At 72.8% G+C, this 14633-nt stretch carries 18 protein-coding genes and 1 pseudogene; 8 read left to right on the top strand and 11 right to left on the bottom strand.

The window, feature by feature from the left end; all coding sequences use genetic code 11:
- From IE321_RS28400 to mca, 4 genes and pseudogenes are all read right to left on the bottom strand, one after another.
- Positions 1 to 920, bottom strand: a pseudogene (locus IE321_RS28400) (hypothetical protein); the annotation flags it as partial.
- Entirely contained in the window at positions 917 to 1549 is a 633-nt protein-coding gene (locus IE321_RS28395; protein WP_190225033.1) for an ABC transporter ATP-binding protein, read from the bottom strand. The pseudogene IE321_RS28400 and the gene IE321_RS28395, both read right to left, overlap by 4 nt.
- A gap of 286 nt (positions 1550 to 1835) precedes the next feature.
- The gene (locus IE321_RS28390) at positions 1836 to 2084 is read right to left on the bottom strand and encodes a hypothetical protein (RefSeq protein ID WP_079022239.1); all 249 of its coding nucleotides are present in this window, start codon (positions 2082 to 2084) and stop codon (positions 1836 to 1838) included.
- The gene (mca, locus tag IE321_RS28385; protein WP_043227040.1) at positions 2077 to 2958 is read right to left on the bottom strand and encodes a mycothiol conjugate amidase Mca; all 882 of its coding nucleotides are present in this window, start codon (positions 2956 to 2958) and stop codon (positions 2077 to 2079) included. Before mca ends, IE321_RS28390 begins: the two co-directional genes overlap by 8 nt.
- A gap of 98 nt (positions 2959 to 3056) precedes the next feature.
- Between mca and IE321_RS28380 the strand changes: the two genes are divergently transcribed.
- Entirely contained in the window at positions 3057 to 3458 is a 402-nt protein-coding gene (locus IE321_RS28380; RefSeq protein ID WP_043227039.1) for a DUF4307 domain-containing protein, read from the top strand.
- Between the two features lie 188 nt (positions 3459 to 3646).
- The gene (greA, locus tag IE321_RS28375; protein ID WP_031013045.1) at positions 3647 to 4144 is read left to right on the top strand and encodes a transcription elongation factor GreA; all 498 of its coding nucleotides are present in this window, start codon (positions 3647 to 3649) and stop codon (positions 4142 to 4144) included.
- A gap of 73 nt (positions 4145 to 4217) precedes the next feature.
- On the opposite strand, the gene IE321_RS28370 is transcribed toward greA, so the two are convergent.
- The 3 genes from IE321_RS28370 to ilvA all read right to left on the bottom strand — a co-directional run bounded on the left by IE321_RS28370 (position 4218) and on the right by ilvA (position 7399).
- Positions 4218 to 5078: an ABC transporter permease gene (locus IE321_RS28370; protein WP_190225032.1), complete on the bottom strand. Its 861-nt coding sequence runs from the start codon at positions 5076 to 5078 to the stop codon at positions 4218 to 4220.
- Positions 5075 to 6106, bottom strand: coding sequence for an ATP-binding cassette domain-containing protein (locus tag IE321_RS28365; protein ID WP_190225031.1), 1032 nt, complete (start codon positions 6104 to 6106; stop codon positions 5075 to 5077). The genes IE321_RS28370 and IE321_RS28365 overlap by 4 nt, the downstream gene beginning before the upstream one ends.
- A gap of 63 nt (positions 6107 to 6169) precedes the next feature.
- Complete coding sequence (ilvA, locus tag IE321_RS28360) at positions 6170 to 7399, bottom strand: threonine ammonia-lyase (RefSeq protein ID WP_190225030.1); 1230 nt, start codon at positions 7397 to 7399, stop codon at positions 6170 to 6172.
- A 145-nt stretch (positions 7400 to 7544) separates the two neighbouring features.
- Between ilvA and IE321_RS28355 the strand changes: the two genes are divergently transcribed.
- Genes IE321_RS28355 through IE321_RS28340 form a run of 4 tightly spaced genes read left to right on the top strand, consistent with a single transcriptional unit; the run spans position 7545 to position 9090 of the window.
- Entirely contained in the window at positions 7545 to 8042 is a 498-nt protein-coding gene (locus IE321_RS28355; RefSeq protein ID WP_043227034.1) for a MarR family winged helix-turn-helix transcriptional regulator, read from the top strand.
- A 47-nt stretch (positions 8043 to 8089) separates the two neighbouring features.
- The gene (locus IE321_RS28350; RefSeq protein WP_226651316.1) at positions 8090 to 8596 is read left to right on the top strand and encodes a sigma factor-like helix-turn-helix DNA-binding protein; all 507 of its coding nucleotides are present in this window, start codon (positions 8090 to 8092) and stop codon (positions 8594 to 8596) included.
- Entirely contained in the window at positions 8593 to 8841 is a 249-nt protein-coding gene (locus tag IE321_RS28345) for a hypothetical protein (protein WP_190225028.1), read from the top strand. Before IE321_RS28350 ends, IE321_RS28345 begins: the two co-directional genes overlap by 4 nt.
- 57 nt (positions 8842 to 8898) lie before the next feature.
- The gene (locus tag IE321_RS28340) at positions 8899 to 9090 is read left to right on the top strand and encodes a DUF1059 domain-containing protein (protein WP_190225027.1); all 192 of its coding nucleotides are present in this window, start codon (positions 8899 to 8901) and stop codon (positions 9088 to 9090) included.
- A gap of 53 nt (positions 9091 to 9143) precedes the next feature.
- Here the strand turns inward: IE321_RS28340 and IE321_RS28335 are convergent, their stop codons facing one another.
- Positions 9144 to 10298 carry a cystathionine gamma-synthase gene (locus IE321_RS28335; RefSeq protein ID WP_043227031.1) on the bottom strand — a complete coding sequence of 385 codons (1155 nt, stop codon included), beginning with the start codon at positions 10296 to 10298 and terminating at the stop codon, positions 9144 to 9146.
- Positions 10299 to 10370: 72 nt separating this feature from the next.
- Here IE321_RS28335 and IE321_RS28330 point away from each other — a divergent pair, with 72 nt between their 5' ends.
- Together IE321_RS28330 and msrA are read left to right on the top strand one after the other, a co-directional pair.
- A complete protein-coding gene (locus tag IE321_RS28330) occupies positions 10371 to 11477 on the top strand; it encodes a hypothetical protein (RefSeq protein WP_043227030.1) in 1107 nt (368 codons plus the stop codon).
- An 85-nt stretch (positions 11478 to 11562) separates the two neighbouring features.
- Positions 11563 to 12222 carry a peptide-methionine (S)-S-oxide reductase MsrA gene (msrA, locus tag IE321_RS28325; RefSeq protein WP_043227028.1) on the top strand — a complete coding sequence of 220 codons (660 nt, stop codon included), beginning with the start codon at positions 11563 to 11565 and terminating at the stop codon, positions 12220 to 12222.
- A 3-nt stretch (positions 12223 to 12225) separates the two neighbouring features.
- Here msrA and IE321_RS28320 read toward each other — a convergent pair whose 3' ends face one another.
- From IE321_RS28320 to IE321_RS28310, 3 genes are all read right to left on the bottom strand, one after another.
- Complete coding sequence (locus IE321_RS28320) at positions 12226 to 12570, bottom strand: DUF1330 domain-containing protein (RefSeq protein ID WP_190225026.1); 345 nt, start codon at positions 12568 to 12570, stop codon at positions 12226 to 12228.
- Positions 12571 to 12680: 110 nt separating this feature from the next.
- Positions 12681 to 13952 carry a L,D-transpeptidase gene (locus IE321_RS28315; protein WP_190225025.1) on the bottom strand — a complete coding sequence of 424 codons (1272 nt, stop codon included), beginning with the start codon at positions 13950 to 13952 and terminating at the stop codon, positions 12681 to 12683.
- Positions 13953 to 14167: 215 nt separating this feature from the next.
- Positions 14168 to 14533, bottom strand: coding sequence for a hypothetical protein (locus tag IE321_RS28310; RefSeq protein WP_043227024.1), 366 nt, complete (start codon positions 14531 to 14533; stop codon positions 14168 to 14170).
- Positions 14534 to 14633 lie beyond the last annotated feature (100 nt).

Raw genomic sequence — 14633 nt, 5'->3', positions numbered from 1 at the left:
AGGAGCGCGACGGCCGCGCTCGTGCGGCCCCGGGTGCGCAGGTCGCGGACGGCGCCCTGGGCGGGGAGGCCGCGCAGGCGGCCGTCCGGGCGGGTGAGGGCGGTGGTGAGGCCGCGCGGCGCGGGACGGTAGAGGTCGAGCGCGTGGTGGAGGGTGCCGGTCAGGGCGAAGGTCCTGGCCTCGGCGGCGCGCGCCGATTCGCGGGCGAGCCGGGCGAGGTCGACGGTGGGCAGGGAGCGGAAGGCCGAGCGGCCGAGGAGTGCCGCCGCGAGGGCCGTCGCGGCGGCGGCGGGCCAGAGGCCGGCGCCGGTGGCGAGCGGGGCCAGGGCGGCCGCGGCGGCGGCCGTGCCGACGGCGAGCAGGAGGTTGTCGGCTACGGGTCTGACCTGGCCCCACAGCCACGCGGCGGGGGCGAGGGCGCCGAGGCCGGCCGTGAGGGCGGCGCCCTGGAGGGCGAGCGGGCCGGGGCGGTCGAAGAGGTCGGTGAGGAGGAACGCCGCCGTGGACGCCGCGAGGAGGGTGCCGAGTGCGGCGTACGCGAGGCGGCGGCGGGCGAGGGCGCCGAGGTACCGCGCGGGGGGCAGGTCCGTGGACCGGTAGACGTGCAGCAGGAACGGTTCGGTCACCAGCGGGCCCCAGAAGCGGCCGGTGAGCTGGCCGGCCCAGACGGCGGTGGCCGCGACGAGGGCGGCCACCGGGGCCGCCGTCCCCACGGGTTCCAGGGAGAGCAGGGGGCGCGAGGCGCGGGCCAGGAGGACGACGGGGGCGACGTAGACGAGGCCGAGGAGGAGGGCGAGGTAGAGGGCGTAGGCCCGGTCGCCCGTGGTGGGCCGGTCGCCGCGGCGCGCGTACAGGTGCCGTACGGCGTGGACGCGGTCCCGGGGCGTGGCCTCGGCCTCGGCGGCGCCGGTCCGGGTCATCCCGGCTCCACGACGCCGTCGCAGGCGGCCACCAGGGCGGGCTCGTGGGTGGCGACGAGGAGGGCGGCGCCCTGCCGGGCGCGCTCGGCGAGCAGCTCGGCGACGAGGGCGACCCGGTCGGTGTCGAGGTGCCGCTCGGGTTCGTCGAGCAGGACGACGTCGGCGGGGCGGACCAGGGTGAGCGCGAGGTGGAAGAGCTGGAGCTGGCCGGAGGAGAGCCGGCCGGGGAAGCGGTCGCCGAGGGCGGTGAGGCCGAGCCGGTCGAGGATGTCCTCGGCGCGGGCGGCGGTCGTCGCGGTGTTGCCGTACCAGGAGGCGGCGACCAGGGTCGTCTGCTCGCGGAGGGTCATGTCGCGGGCGACGGGGACCGGGTCGACGAGCGCGGCGACGGTCCGGCGGTGGCGGGGCGTGGTCAGGTCGGCGGGCTCGCCCCGTAAGCGGACGGATCCGCCGGTCAGCCGGCGGGTGCCGAGGAAGGCCCGCAGCAGGGTCGTCTTCCCCGAGCCGTTGCCGCCGATGAGGCACCGGAAGGCGCCCGGGGGCACCGCGAAGGTGGTGGGCGCCAGCAGCGTGGTGCCGTCGAGGACGACCGTGGCGCCGTCGGCGGCGATCGCGGGCGGGTCGCTCACTGCGGCTGCTCCTGGACGGTCGGTGGCGCGGCGGGCACCGGGACACGGCCCTCCGCACCCCGCGGCGCGGCGGGGTGCGGAGGGTGTCGCCCGGAGGGGGCGGCGAGGCCGGACAGGCCCTGGGGCCCGTCCGGCCATTGGCGTCGGATCAGGCCGGGGCGTCCTCGGACGGGGTCTCCCCTGCTCGAACGAAGCCGAGAGCTCGGGGAAGGAGCCACTCGGGCGTTTCGGCCGTGCGGCGAGCGTGCGTGCCGGACGGGCCGGACCCGGCGGGGCCGGACAGGCCCTAGGAGGCGGCCTTGGTCTTCTCGCCGGCCTTGCCGGCGGGCGTGCCGGGCTCGGCCGGGTCCGGGGCCTCCTCGAAGGAGATGCTGTTCATGTGGCGGTTCATCGACTTCATCAGCGCCCAGACGGCGAGGGCCAGGACGGCGAAGACGACGAACCCGAGGACGCCGGGCGTCACCTTGTTCTTGTCCAGCTCCTCGGCGAGGGGGACCAGCTGCGTCAGTGCGAGGTGTGCGCTCATGTCAGGCATTGTCGCGGATGCCCGCGAAGAGATCTTCCTCGGGGAGGGAGGTCGGCACCAGCGACTTGCTGAGCTCGTACTCCTCCGTCGGCCAGACCTCCTTCTGGATCTCCATCGGGACGCGGAACCAGCCGCCCTCGGGGTCGATCTGGGTGGCGTGGGCGATCAGCGCGCGGTCGCGGGTCTCGAAGAACTCGGCGCAGGGGACGAAGGTGGTGAGGGTCCGCTCCTTGCGCTCGAACTCCGCCCAGCGCTCCAGCCACTCGCCGTACGGGGACTCCAGGCCGCGGTCGAGGAGGGCGTGGTGCAGGGCCTCGGTGCGGGGGCGGTTGAAGCCCTGGTTGTAGTAGAGCTTCTGCGGCTCGAAGACCGGGCCGAACTCGGCCTCGGGGAACTTCTCGGCGTCGGCCGCGCCGTCGAAGGCCACCATCGTGATCTTGTGGGTCATGATGTGGTCGGGGTGCGGGTACCCGCCGTTCTCGTCGTAGGTCGTGACGACCTGCGGACGGAAGGAGCGGATCTTGCGGACCAGCTCGCCGGCCGCGTGGTCCACGTCCTGGAGGGCGAAGCAGCCCTCGGGGAGCGGGGGCAGCGGGTCGCCCTCGGGGAGGCCGGAGTCGACGAAGCCGAGCCACTCCTGCTCGACGCCCAGGATCTCCCGGGCCTCGTCCATCTCCTTCCGGCGGACCTCGTGGATGTTCTCCTCGATGTACGGGTCGCCCTGGAGCTTGGGGTTCAGGACCGAGCCGCGCTCGCCGCCCGTGCACGTCACCACCATGACGTCCACCCCCTCGGACACGTACTTGGCCATGGTCGCCGCGCCCTTGCTCGACTCGTCGTCGGGGTGGGCGTGAACGGCCATCAGTCGCAGCTGCTCAGTCAAGACTCGATCCTCAGTGATTCGACGCGGAGGGGGGTCTCTATAGTGACGGAATCGGGGGGACGAAAATTCCGTGGCCCCCGCCCCGAGAGGACCGAACCATGAGCGCCGTGGACGAGCAGCTGCCCGAGGGGCGCTACGGGCGCTCCGCGGACGAGCGGGCCGACCGGAAGCTGAGGATCGCCGGCGCGGTGCTCGGGACGCTCTTCCTGGCCATGCTCGGCTGGTTCGGCTGGCACTACGTGGTCGACAACAAGATCAGTGCCGAGATGATCAAGTTCGACGTGGTGAGCGACTCCGAGGTGCAGGTGCACCTGGAGGTCCGCAAGGACGAGGGCGTCGAGGGCGTGTGCACGCTCCGCTCCCGCTCCGAGGACGGGGCCGAGGTGGCCCGCAAGGACGTCGTGGTCGACGAGCCGGACGGCCGGGTCGACCGGGTCTACTCCCTCCGGACGACCGCCCGCGCCACCAGCGCCGAGCTGCTGGGGTGTACGCCGCGGTAGCGGTGGGTAGGGGAGGGTGAGCGAGTTCCGGCGGGTCACCCCGGTGACCTGGACCGACGCCATCCCGATGGTTTATGTCCTCCCGCTTTCCGCCACTCATTGTTAGGCTCGTGCTTTCGCCCACCCGGGAGCGACCGTTTTCCGGGTAGGGCGTTGATTTGTATTCCCAGTACCTACGAGGAGCACCTGTGACCCAGACCAGCGACAACGTCACCTGGCTCACCCAGGAGGCGTACAACAAGCTCAAGGACGAGCTTGAGTACCTGTCTGGTCCCGCGCGTACCGAGATCGCCGCGAAGATCGCCGCCGCGCGCGAGGAGGGCGACCTGCGCGAGAACGGCGGGTACCACGCGGCCAAGGAGGAGCAGGGCAAGCAGGAGCTCCGGGTCCGCCAGCTGACCCAGCTGCTGCAGAACGCGAAGGTCGGCGAGGCCCCGGCGGACGACGGCGTCGTCGAGCCCGGCATGGTCGTGACGATCGCCTTCGACGGCGACGAGTCCGACACGATGACCTTCCTGCTCGCCTCCCGCGAGTACGCGAGCGGTGACATCGAGACCTACTCGCCGCAGTCGCCGCTCGGCATCGGCGTCAACGGCAAGAAGGCCGGGGACGACGCCGAGTACGAGCTGCCGAACGGCAAGAAGGCCATGGTGAAGATCCTCAGCGCGAAGCCGTACACCGGCTGAGGCTCCCCCCTTTCCGTACGACCGAAGGGCCGGTCCCCCCGCGGGGCCGGCCCTTCGGCGTCGTCGGGCGCGGTCAGCCGTCGGCGCGCCGGTACTTGCGGACGGAGAGCGTGCGGAAGACGACGACGATGAGGATCGAGTAGATCAGCGACGCCCACACCGGGTACGTCATCGGCCACGCGTCGGACGGGGAGAGGCCGGGGTCGCCGAAGAGCTTGCGGCACGCCTGGACGGTCGCGCTGAACGGGTTCCACTCCGCGACCGGCTGGAGCCAGCCGGGGAGCTTGCTGGAGTCGACGAAGGCGTTCGAGATGAAGGTGACGGGGAAGAGCCAGATCAGCCCGCCGGAGGTCGCGGCCTCCGGGGTGCGCACGGAGAGCCCGATGAGGGCGCCGATCCAGGTGAAGGCGTAGCCGAGGAGGAGCAGCAGGGCGAAGCCGAGCATGATCTTCCCGGCGTTGGTGGGCGCGGCGTAGCCGGGCCGCCAGCCGATGATCAGGGCGACGACCGCCAGGACCAGCAGGGTCACCGCCGTCTGCACCAGGTCCGCCATGGTGCGGCCGGTGAGGACCGCGCCCCGGGACATCGGCAGGGACCGGAAGCGGTCGATGAGGCCCTTGTGCATGTCGTCGGCGATGCCGGCGCCCGCTCCGGCGGTGGCGAAGGTGACGGTCTGGGCGAAGATGCCCGCCATCAGGAAGTTCTTGTAGACGTCCGGGTCGGTGCTGTTCCCGATCTGCATCGAGCCGCCGAAGACGTACGTGAACAGGATGACGAACATGACGGGCTGGATCAGCCCGAAGAGGATCATCTCCGGGATCCTGGACATGCGGATCAGGTTCCGCTTGGTGACGACCAGGGAGTCCGCGAACGACTGGGCGATCCCGCCGCGCGCGGCGGGGACCCTCGGGGCCCTGTCGGTGAGGGAGGTCACGCGGCCGGCTCCTTCCGGTTCGTGCGGTCCTTGCCGGGGGGCCGCCCCGTCCCGTTCTCCTCGTCCCGCGCGCGCTCGGCGGCGTGGCCGGTGAGGGAGATGAAGACGTCGTCGAGGGTGGGGCGGCGCAGGCCGATGTCGTCGATCTCGATGCCGACGGCGTCGAGGTCGCGGATGACCTCGGCGAGCAGCTTGGCGCCGCCGGTGACGGGGACGGTGAGCTTGCGGGTGTGGTCCTCGACGGAGACGTCGTCGAGTCCGCGGCCGCCGGGGCCGTAGCGGGCGAGGATGCCGCGGGCGGGCGCGATGGCGTCGCGCTCGTGGACGACGACCTCGACTCGTTCGCCGCCGGTGCGGGCCTTGAGCTGGTCGGAGGTGCCGCGGGCGATGACCTTGCCGTGGTCGACGACGGCGATGTCGTGGGCGAGGTGGTCGGCCTCCTCCAGGTACTGGGTGGTGAGGAGGAGGGTGGTGCCGCCGGAGACGAGTTCCTTGATGACGTCCCACAGGGCCTGGCGGTTGCGGGGGTCGAGGCCGGTGGTCGGCTCGTCCATGAACATCACGGGCGGGGAGACGACCAGGGCGGCGGCGAGGTCGAGGCGGCGGCGCATGCCGCCGGAGTACGTCCTGGCCGGGCGGTCGGCGGCGTCGGCGAGGTGGAAGCGCTCCAGGAGCTCGCCGGCCCGGGCCTTCGCGGCGCCGGACCTCATCTGGTAGAGCTGTCCGACCATCTGGAGGTTCTCGCGGCCGGTGAGGTACTCGTCGACGGCCGCGAACTGGCCGGAGAGGCCGATGGAGCGGCGGACCTCGTTGGGGTGCTTCAGCACGTCGACGCCGGCGACCGTGGCGGTGCCGCTGTCGGGCCGGAGCAGGGTGGTGAGGACCCGTACCGCGGTCGTCTTCCCCGCTCCGTTGGGGCCGAGCAGGCCGAGGACGGTGCCCTCCGGCACGTCGAGGTCCACGCCGTCCAATGCGGTGACGTCGCCGAAGGTCTTCACCAGTCCCTCGGCGTGGATCGCGCCTGGCATGTCCACACTCCCGGATCATTTCGGGCATTTCTGCCGATCCTAGGGCAGTGTGGAGGGCCTCGCTCAGGCCAGGACCAGGTATCCCGCGTCCCGCAGCGCCGCCTCGACCTCCCGGCAGTGCTCCGGCCCCTTCGTCTCCAGGTGCAGCTCCACCTCCACCTCCGTGAGGCCGAGCCGCGGATCGGTCCGCACATGACTGACGTCGAGCACGTTCGCGTCCACCACGGTCAGCACCGCCAGCAGCGTCGCCAGCGCGCCCGGCCGGTCCGCCACCCGCAGCCGCAGGCTCAGATAGCGGCCGGCCGCCGCCATGCCGTGCCGCAGGATCCGCTGGAGCAGCAGCGGGTCCACGTTCCCGCCCGACAGGACCGCGACCACCGGGCCCCGGAAGGAGGTCGGATCGCTCAGCAGGGCCGCCACCGGGCTCGCCCCGGCCGGCTCCACCACCAGCTTGGCCCGCTCCAGGCAGAGCAGCAGCGCCGAGGACAGCGCGTCCTCCGAGACCGTGCGCACCTCGTCCACGTACTCCTGGACCAGGCCGAACGGCACGTCCCCGGGCCGGCCCACCTTGATCCCGTCCGCCATCGTCACCGGCGACTCGACCACCACCGGGTGCCCGGCCGCCAGCGAGGGCGGATAGGCCGCCGCGCCCTCCGCCTGCACCCCGATGATCCGCACGTCCGGGCGGACCGACTTCACCGCGAGGCCGATCCCCGCCGCCAGGCCGCCGCCGCCGACCCCGACGACGATCGTGCGGACCTCCGGGCACTGCTCCAGGATCTCCAGGCCGACCGTGCCCTGGCCGACGATGACGTCCGGGTGGTCGAAGGGGTGGATGAAGACCGCGCCGGTCTCCCGCGCGTACTCCTGCGCCGCGGCCAGCGTCTCGTCGACCACGTGGCCCTGGAGCCGCACCTCCGCGCCGTAGTCACGGGTCGCCGCGACCTTCGGCAGCGGAGCGCCGACCGGCATGAAGACCGTCGCCCGCACCCCGAGGAGCTGTGAGGCGAGCGCCACACCCTGCGCGTGGTTGCCGGCCGAGGCGGCGACCACCCCGGCCGCCTTCTCCTCCGGCCGGAGCCCGGCGATCCGCACGTAGGCGCCGCGCAGCTTGAACGAACCGGTCCGCTGGAGGTTCTCGCACTTGAGCAGCACCGGCGCCCCCACCAGCGACGACAGGTGCCGGCTGCCCTCCAGCGCGGTCGTCCGGGCCACCCCCGAGAGCATCTTCTGCGCTCCGCGCACGTCGTCGAGCATCAGCCGGTGCAAGGGGTGTGGCGTACCGAAGGTCATGACCCCAAGTCTCGCAGCTCACCGGGGTCGCGGCCGCGCGGACCGCGGGCCCGTGACGGGTTTGCGCACGGCCGGTACGGAGCCCGTCCGGTCCGCGTACTCTGTCCCCCACACCGACCACCCCCGCACGAGAGAGCCCCCAGCCATGCCCACATCTCAGGACATGACGACTGAGCTTGACCCCGGTCTCCTCGATGCCCTCCAGCACCAGGTGGCCGTCTTCGCCCGCCGGGCCGAGCAGACCCGCCTCGGCGGCACCGGCCAGCTCCGCAACTCGATGGACCGGGCCGCCTACCTCCTCCTCAACCGCCTCGACCAGGAGGGACCGATGGGCGTCAAGGCGCTCGCGGCGGGCATGGGGATCGACTCCTCGACCGTCACCCGCCAGGTCGCCCCGCTCGTCGACTCCGGCCTCGTCAAGCGCACCTCGCACCCCGAGGACGGCCGCGCCGTCGTCCTCCAGCTCTCCCCGCGCGGCCTCGACCGCCTGGAAGAGGTCCGCTCCTCGCGCCGCACCCTGATGGCCGAGGTCACCGACGGCTGGACGCAGGACGAGCGCGCCTCCTTCTGCTCCCTGCTCACCCGCTTCAACGCGGCGCTCTCCGCCCGCCAGGCCGGCGGCGGCGCCCCGACGCAGGGCTGACGCAAGGGGGTTGACCCCGCTCCGCCCCTGCCCGCTAGATGGGAGGCGTGGGCACCCGTCGGATCCGGTCCGAACACGCCGCCCGCGCCGAGGAGTTCGCCGCCTTCGTGGCGGGAGCGGCGGGGCGGCTGCTGCATGTCGCGACCCTGCTCACCGCCGAGACCCGGACCCGGAACCCGTACGCCCGCGCCCTGCTGACCGCCGCCCTCGCCCACGCCTACGCGGTCCGCGACCGGGGCCGCGACGAGGATCCGTACGCGCTCACCCGGGACGACCTCGCCCTGCGCTTCGCGCGGACCGCCTGGCGGCACCGCGCCGGCCACGGCGGGATCCTCGCCGCCCTCACCCCGCGCGAACGGCTCGTCCTGGTGCTGCGCCTGTACGAGGGCGTGCCCGAGGAACAGACGGCGGCGCTGCTCGGCCTGCCGGAGGCCCGGATCCGGGCGGTCTGCGCACGGGCGGTGGCCCGGCTGCGGGAGGAGCGGCGCGGGGACGGTTCGCCGGGCGGTGGGCCGGCCGGGCGCCGGGGCGGGGACGGGAGGGCGGCCGCGTGAGGCACGGCGACAAGGAGGCGGCCGTCCGGCGGCTGCTCGACACCCCCCACCCGCCGGTCCCCCGGGACCTCGGGGCGCGGGCGGCTGCCCGAGGGGGCCGGGTGCGGCGGCGGGAACGGGCGCTGCGCAGGGCCGGCGGGGTGCTGGCCGGGCTCGTCGCGCTCGGCTTCACGGTGTGGGCGGCCGAGGTCCGGCCCTGGGAGCCGCCGCCGGCCGCGACGACGCCGCCGTTCGCCGGGCCGTGAGGTCGGTCCTAGCCTGGTAGGAGGGGTCGGGTCGGAACAGCGACGCAGGAGGCCCACATGACCAGGAAAGCCGCCGACTGCCGGGACACGCCGAGCGTGTCGGGCTGCAGCCTCTACATCTCGGGCGAGGAGGAGGAGGTCGTCCGCGCCGCGACCGAGCACGCGGTCTCCGTCCACGAGCACGCGGACACCCCGGAGCTGCGCGAGGAGGTCCGGGCGGGCCTGAAGGACGCGCTGCCCGGAACCTGAGCGCACGGGGGCCCGGGCGCGGGATCGCCGCGCCCGGGCCCCCGGCGTACGGATCAGCCCAGCGCCTCGCGCAGGTCGGCGATCAGGTCGTCGACGTTCTCGATGCCCACCGAGAGGCGGACCAGGTCGGCCGGGACCTCCAGGGCCGAACCGGCGACGCTGGCGTGCGTCATCCGGCCCGGGTGCTCGATCAGCGACTCGACGCCGCCCAGGGACTCGCCCAGCGTGAAGAGCTTCGCGCGGTCGCAGACGCCGACCGCCGCCTCCTCGCCGCCCTCGACGCGGAAGGAGATCATGCCACCGAAGGAGCGCATCTGCTTGGCCGCGATCTCGTGGCCCGGGTGCTCGGCCAGACCGGGGTAGAGCACCTGCGTGACCTTCGGGTGCCGGGTCAGGAAGTCGGCGACCTTCGTCGCGTTCTCGCCGTGCCGGTCCATGCGGACGGCGAGCGTCTTGATGCCGCGCAGCACGATCCACGAGTCGAACGGACCGGCCACCGCGCCCATCGCGTTCTGGTGGTAGGCCAGTTCCTCGCCCAGCTCCGCGTCGGCCGCGACCAGGGCGCCGCCGACGACGTCCGAGTGGCCGCCCATGTACTTGGTGAGGGAGTGCACGACGACGTCCGCTCCGAGCGCCAGCGGCTGCTGGAGGTACGGCGAGGCGAAGGTGTTGTCGACGACCAGCTTCACGCCGGCCTGCCGGGCCACGCCCGCGACGGCCTCGATGTCGGTGATGCCGAGCAGCGGGTTCGACGGCGTCTCGACCCAGATCAGCTTGGTGCGGTCGTTGACGGCGGCCCGGACGGAGGCGACGTCCGAGGTGTTCGCCACGGAGAAGTCGACGCCCCAGCGCTGCACCACCTTGGCGAAGAGCCGGAAGGTGCCGCCGTACGCGTCGTTCGGGATGACCACGTGGTCGCCCGGCGCGAGCAGCGTGCGCAGCAGGCAGTCCTCGGCGGCGAGGCCGGAGGCGAAGGCGAGGCCGCGTCGGCCGCCCTCCAGGGCCGCGAGGTTCTCCTCCAGGGCGGTACGGGTCGGATTGGCACTGCGGCTGTACTCGTAGCCGCCGCGGAGCCCGCCCACACCGTCCTGCTTGTAGGTGGACACCTGGTAGATGGGCGGGACGACCGCGCCGGTCAGCGGGTCGGCGGTGTTGCCCGCGTGGATGGCGCGGGTCTCGAAGTTCTGGTGGCTGTGCTGGTCGCTCATGGTCAGGAGCGTAGTGCCGGGGCACCTCCACCGCCGCGATTCGTCCACGACGGCGTCCTGGACAATGGACACATGGAGATTCTCTGGTTCCTGATCGCCCTGGGCCTGCTCTTCGGCGTCCTCGGCCCCTATCTGCTGCGCCGCCGCGGCGGCGGCATCCGGCAGGTCGCGCCCGGCACGCCCGACGCCGCCGACCCGGACGCGTACGGATTCGTCCGGCAGGAGGAGCTGGACGTGCGGCTCCCCGGGCCGGACCACGATCTCCTCGACGTCCTCGACGTCGTCCAGGCCACCCAGGACTGGCGGGCCGCCGCGCAGCTGCTCGCCGGCACGGGCAAGGAGGGCGAGGTCCGCTGGCAGCGCGTCCAGGCGTTCGCGGGCGCGGCCTCCCTGGAGCTCGCGGAGAAGCCGGGCGTCGGCGGGGCGTGGCTGCGGGCCTGGCGCTCGGACGCGCCGAAGGACGCGGGCGCCGCGGCCGTGCACGCGGAGTTCCTGGTGCAGCAGGCGTGGCGCTCCTCCGCGGCCGGCTCCGACGACTTCCGGATCATCCTGGAGGAGGCCCGGAAGGTCGCCGAGGAGGCCGCGCTGCTCGCGCCCGGCGACCCGGTCCCGTACATCACGCAGCTGGCGGTGGCGCGCGGACTCGGCTACAGCCACGAGCAGTTCGACCAGGTGTGGGCGAAGGTGATCGACCGGGCACCGCAGCACATGGGCGCGCACCTGGCGGCGCTGCACTACTGGTGCGAGAAGTGGCACGGCTCGCGCGAGGAGGCCGACCACTTCGCGACGACGGCCGCCGCGCGGGCGCCGCGCGGCTCGCTGCTGGCCGCGCTGCCGCTCTTCGCGGTCTTCGAGCACGTGCCGGACATCGTGCTGGTGCAGGACTTCTACCGCACGGCGGTGGTGAGCAAGGCGATGGAGGGCGCGCTGTACGCGGTGCACTCGGCCCGCCCCGACGACCCGATGCTGGCGCACGTGCGGCACCTGCTCGTGTTCTTCCTGGTGCGCGGCGAGCGCTGGGCCGAGGCGATGCACCAGCTGGTGCACGTGGACGGGCACGTGGGCGCGGTGCCGTGGACGCTGAGCGGCGACCCGGCGGCGGAGTACACCCTGCACCGGAACCTGGCGGTGGCCGGGTACGAGGCGAACGGCGGGAGCCCGGTGACGCTGCCGCGCTGACCGTGCTGGCGGCCGGGCGGGGGGAACAGCGGTCCGCGCGGCGGTGTTGTGAGGACTGCCGAACCGTGTCGAGGAGAGATGCCGCATGTTCCTGTCCCGCACTCCCGTCCTGCCCACCCCGGAGCAGGCCCTGCGCGGCCGCCCGGAGCCGGAGTTCTCGCTGCCCGAGCGTCACACGGTGCTCGGCAACCCGCTGTCCGGCCCGTACCCGGAGGGCCTGGAGACCGCCGACTTCGGGCTCGGCTGTTTCTGGGGCGCCGAGCGGAAGTTCTGGCGGACCGAGGGCGTCTGGACGACGCTCGTCGGCTACCAGGGCGGCCACACCCCGAACCCCGCGTACGAGGAGGTCTGCTCGGGCCTCACCGGGCACACCGAGGTCGTCCGGGTGGTCTTCGACCCGGCGGTGGTGTCGTACGAGACGCTCCTGAAGGTCTTCTGGGAGTCCCACGACCCGACCCAGGGCTTCCGCCAGGGCAATGACGTGGGCACCCAGTACCGCTCCGCCGTCTACACCCACTCCCCCGCCCAGGCCGCCGCGGCGGAGGCGTCCCGGGCCACGTACCAGCGGGTCCTGACGGCCTCGGGTCACGGCGAGATCACCACCGCCGTCCTGCCCGCCGAGGACCGGCCGTTCTATCCGGCGGAGGCCTACCACCAGCAGTACCTGGACAAGAACCCGGCGGGCTACTGCGGGATCGGCGGCACGGGCGTCTCGTGCCCGATCGGCGTGGCGAAGGCGGAGTAGGCGCTAGCGCTCCCGCCGCAGCCCGGCCGCCGTCGTCGCCGGGTCGTAGCCCTCGGGGACGCCGTCGACGAGGAGCAGGTCACCGGGCATGTGGCGGGTGCGGAGCGGGAGGAGGGCCTGGTACGGCGCGGAGTCGTACCAGGCCCTCGCGTCGTCGTAGGACGGGAAGGCCACGAGGACCAGGCCGCCGGGCCAGCTGCCCTCGCGGACCTCGCGGCGAGGCGCGCCGTGCACGAGGAAGCGGCCTCCGTAGGGGTCGAGGGTGGACTGGACGCGCTCCATGTAGGCGAGGACCTCGTCGTGGAGCTCGGCGTCCGGGTGCAGGTTCGCTATCGCGTAGGCGGTCATGGGTCCAGCGTGCCGGGGCGCGGCGGTGGGGTCGATTACCCCGGGGGTCATGACGGAGAAGGGCCCCCTCCGCGCGGCGGAGGGGGCCCTTCTCGTGGGACGGGGGCGGATCAGGCCTGGGAGCCGGCCTTCCAGGTCGACCAGTCCATGTTCCAGCCGTTGAGGCCGTTGTCCGGGGCGATCGTCTTGTCCTTGGAGTTCTTGACGATCACGACGTCGCCGATCATCGACTGGTCGTAGAACCAGGCGGCCATCTGGTTGGGGTCGCCGGCGCCCTTGACGTCGGCGAGGCCCACGCAGCCGTGGCTGGTGTTCACGGAGCCGAAGATGGAGCGGGAGCCCCAGTAGTTGCCGTGGATGAAGGTGCCGGAGGTGGACAGGCGCATGGCGTGCGGCACGTCCTTGATGTCGTACTCGCCCTTGCCGTCGGAGTCGGTGAAGCCGACGGTGGCGCCGTTCATCCGGGTCTCCTTGAACTTCTCGGAGATCACCATCTTGCCGTTGTAGGTGGTGTTGTCCGGGGAGCCGGCGGAGATCGGGATGGTCCGGACGACCTTGCCGTCGCGCACGACGGTCATCGTCTTCTTCTCGACGTCGACGGTGGAGACCTGGCTGCGGCCGACCTTGAAGGTGACGGTCTTCTGCTGGACGCCGAAGACGCCGTCGGCGCCCTCGACGCCGTCGAGGTCGAGCTTGAGGGTGACCGTCGAGCCGGCCTTCCAGTAGGCGTCCGGGCGGAAGTCGAGGCGGGTCGAGTTGAACCAGTGCCCGACGACCTCCTGACCGGAGCTGGAGGAGACCTTGATGCCGCCCTGGACGGCCTTCTTGTCGGTGATCGCCTTGTTGAAGTTGATCGAGACCGGCATGCCCACGCCGACGGTCGAGCCGTCCTCGGGGGTGAAGTTGCCGATGAAGCTGTTCTCCTTCGACACGGTGGTGAAGGAGGAGTTCTCGTGCGCCTCCAGGCCCTCCGCGTCGACGGCGGTGGCGGCGATCTTGTAGACGGTGGCGCGCTCCAGCTGGCCGGCCGGCTTCCAGGAGAGGCCGTCCGCCGCTATCTCGCCCTTGACCTCGGTGCCCTCGGCGGAGGTCATGGTGACCTCGGTGAGCTTGCCCTCGGTGACGGCGACCTTGGCGGCGTTGTTGATGGAGGCGTTCTGCGAGCCGTTCTCCGGCGAGATCGTGATCTGCGCCTTGGAGGTCTTCTGCTCGGCGGCCTCGTCGACCTGGGCCTGTGAGGTGGCGGTGGCCGAGCCGGACGCGGCCGGGCCCGACGCGTCGTCGTCGTTGCAGGCCGAGAGCACGAGTACGCCGCTGAGCACCGCCGCCGCGGCTGCCAGGCTCCTGCGGCGCTTGCCGACCGTCATCACACGCTTCTCCATCGTCGCCGATTCCCTGTCAATCCATCAGAACACCCATGCCACCCCTCCGGTTCCGGATGGGGGCGGTTTGTGGGGAAGACCACTGAACACCACTGATCGACACGCAACGGCGGAGCGTCCGGTTCCCGACGGACCGGGACCGGGACGCGAAACGGCCCCGGGACGCCGTCCCGGGGCCCGCGGACGGGGCGGCCGGCGCCGCCCCCTACCGCCGGTCAGGCGCGCTCGTCGTCTTCCTCGTCCCCATCTTCCTCGTCGAGCTCCCACTCCATCGCATCGGGGTCGTACTCGATCTCCTCGCTGCTCCAGGCCGCCTGGACGAGCTCGACGCCGGGCAGGTCGCGGACCAGGTCGAAGGGCTCCACCAGGTAGGCGAGGGCCTCGGAGGGGTCCTCGCGGACGGCGGCGCGGGCGTGCTCGCGCTCCTCGGCCGGCATGAACTCGTCGGAGTCGATCCGCCCCTCCGCGGCGGCGGTCAGCTCGGCCGGGCCGTCGATCTCCAGGACGATGTCGACGCGGAGACGGACGTGACGGGTGGTGTTCTCGGTACCGGCGGTGGCGGGGGTTTCGGAGGTGCTCATGGCTGGGAGCGTAGGGTCTGCCCGGCCTCGGCTTTCCCGCGACCCGCTGTGTTCACTAGCATCTGGCCACCGCGGGTTTCCCGCGGGGCATCCGTGAGGG

The organism is Streptomyces hydrogenans (genome assembly GCF_014656075.1).
Taxonomy (GTDB): domain Bacteria; phylum Actinomycetota; class Actinomycetes; order Streptomycetales; family Streptomycetaceae; genus Streptomyces; species Streptomyces hydrogenans.
Note: the sequence above shows the minus strand (reverse complement) of the source record. Positions and strands in the feature narration are given on the sequence as shown.